Origin of the sequence: Micromonospora sp. NPDC049799 (assembly GCF_040656655.1) — a bacterium.
Lineage (GTDB): Bacteria > Actinomycetota > Actinomycetes > Mycobacteriales > Micromonosporaceae > Micromonospora.
Genome location: NZ_JBFAMU010000619.1, coordinates 1 through 2,615 on the forward strand (window position 1 = coordinate 1; position 2,615 = coordinate 2,615).

Consider the following 2,615-nt stretch of genomic DNA (forward strand, 5'->3'; position numbering starts at 1 on the left):
GCCGAGTGCCGTCTCCAGCGCGGCACGCTCGGCGGCGTCGCTCTCCGCGACCGACGCCTCGGCCTCCGCCTCGGCGGCCTCGATCAGTGCCGACGCCGCGTCGAAGGCGGCACCCACACCGGTCAGCCGGCGCGGCACCGCCAGGACCGCGTCCCGGCGCTTGCGCGCCTCGGGGTCACGGGCCAGCCGCCGGGCCCGACCGACGTGCCCCTGCGCGGCCGCCGCCGCCCAGCGCGCCACGTCCGGCGCGACGCCGTCCCGCCGGGCCAGCACCTCGGCCACCGCGTCGGGCGGCGGCTGCCGCAGCGGTACGACCCGGCAGCGCGAACGGATGGTCACCGAGATGTCGTCCGGGTGGGTGGACGGCGCGCAGAGCAGGAAGACCGTACGCGGCGGTGGCTCCTCGACGGCCTTGAGCAGCGCGTTGCCGGCGGCCTCGGTGAGCCGGTCGGCGTCCTCGATCACGACGACCTGCCAGCGCCCGCCGGACGGGGTGCTCGCGGCCCGCAGCACCAGCGCCCGCATCTCGCCGACACCGATGGACAGCCCCTCCGGGACGACCAGCCGGACGTCGGCGTGGGTGCCGGCCATCGTGGTGTGGCAGCCGGGACAGGTGCCGCAGCCGGTGCCGTGCACGCACTGGAGAGCCGCCGCGAAGGCTCGCGCGGCGACCGACCGGCCCGAGCCGGGGGGTCCGGTGAAGATCCACGCATGGGTCATCCCGGCACCCGGATCGCCCGGGGCGGCGCCCTCCGGTGACGGGGCGGGGCCGCGCAGCACGGCGTTCGCCGCGACGGCGGCCCGGCGCAGCGTGTCGACCGCCTCGTCCTGCCCGACCAGGTCGGCGAAGACGTCCGGCATCAGGTCCGATGCTCCATCGTCACCAGCTCCGAGTCGGATAACTCCGGCTGCACCGAGGTGTCCGGGCCGTGTGCGGGACGCGGGTGCACGATGCCGGCGGGGTTGCCGAGCATCCCCTCGACCCGCGTGGCGACCGCCTCGGCGAGCTCCTCCACCGGGCGGGAGGCGTCGAGCACCAGGTACCGCTTCGGGTCGTTCGCGGCGAGGTCGAGGAAGGCGTACCGGACGCGCTCGTGGAACGTGACCGACTCCGCCTCCAGCCGGTCCGGGCCCTCGCTGCGCGCCGCCACCCGGGACAGCCCGGTCCGCGGGTCGACGTCGAGGAGCACGACCAGGTCGGGCTTGAGCCCGCCGGTCGCCCAGGAGGACAGCCACGAGACCTCGTCGACCGGGAGCGTCCGACCGGCACCCTGGTACGCCAGGGACGAGTCGACGTACCGGTCGCTGATCACCACCGACCCCCGGACGAGGGCGGGCCGGACGACGGTGGCCACGTGGTGCGCGCGGTCGGCGGCGTACAGCAGCGCCTCGGCGCGGGGCGAGGGCGCGTCGGAGCCGGGCTGCCCGAGCAGCAGCGACCGGATCCGGTCACCGACGGTGGTGGCGCCCGGTTCGCGGGTGACCACCACGTCCCGGCCGGCGTCGCGCAGCCGGTCGGCCAGCGCCGCGAGCTGGGTGGACTTGCCGGCGCCCTCACCGCCCTCGAAGACCACGAAGAGTCCGGCGGAGACGAACGGCTCGGCCGGCATCAACGGACGGCCCCGGACCGAGCCCCACAGGTCGGCCAGGACGGGGACGCCCTTCTTGTCGTCCATCTGGCCGAACGCGCTTATCCCGGCGAAGATGCCGGCGGCGCCGGCGGCCAGCAGGAGCAGGCGGGTGGACGAGATGGAGACGCCCAGGTCGGCGATCTCCAGCGTGCGGGAGCCGCCGACACCGGCGAGGAGGCTGCCCAGGCCGATCGCCAGGATCAGCACGAGCCGGGTGCCGATCTGCACCACCGCGAAGACCCGGCCGCGGACCTCGTCGGCGATCTCGCCGCCGAGCAGGGTCGTGCCGGAGAGGAAGGCCATGCCCGCCCCGGCGCCCACCAGGATCGCGCCGACCATCGCCATGGACAGGTGGATCGCGAAGGCCAGCGTCATCACCGAGGCGCTGGCGAGCACGATGCTCATGCCGAACCAGCGCCGCCGCGACATGTCCTTGACGATCATCGGGCCGAGCCCGATGCCGACCGCCAGACCGATGAAGATCGCGCCGAAGAGCAGGTAGAAGGCGGCGTCACCGGCGCCCAGCGAGTTGGCGAAGAACCGGGCGGTGCCGATCACGATGCCGCCGCCGGCGAACGCGCCGAAGATGCCCAGCACCAGGCCCCGGACCAGCGGGGTCTTGCCGATGAACCGCCAGCCCTCGGTGAACTGGCGCAGCATGCTCTGCTCGGCGTGGTCCCGCTCGGCGGCCTGGCCCTGGCTGATCTCCCTGATGCCGAACGCCACCACCAGGGCGGTGGCCAGCCGGGAGAACGCGTTGACCCAGAGCGCCAACTGGGCCGGTTCCGCCCAGTCGGGCGGTCCCCCGGTCAGCGCGCCCCGGACGACGCCGTCCAGGGCGGCGAGGACCAGCGCGGCGAGGACGGGGGTGAGGCCGTACGTGGTGATCAGCGTGAGCTGGTTGGCCGCCTCCAGCCGGGCGCGCGGGATGAGGTTGGGGACCGCGGCCTCCTTGGCCGGGATCCACAGCAGGGTGAGCGACTC

At 74.9% G+C, this 2,615-nt stretch carries 2 protein-coding genes; both read right to left on the reverse strand.

From position 1 onward, the window contains the following. Positions 1-861: DNA polymerase III subunit delta' (locus AB0I76_RS27315; RefSeq protein ID WP_357041225.1), on the reverse strand; the 861-nt coding region annotated here is incomplete at its 3' end. After that, positions 861-2,615, reverse strand: a 1,755-nt coding sequence (tmk, locus tag AB0I76_RS27320) for a dTMP kinase (protein ID WP_357041228.1), incomplete at its 5' end; no start/stop codon positions are given. The genes tmk and AB0I76_RS27315, both read right to left, overlap by 1 nt.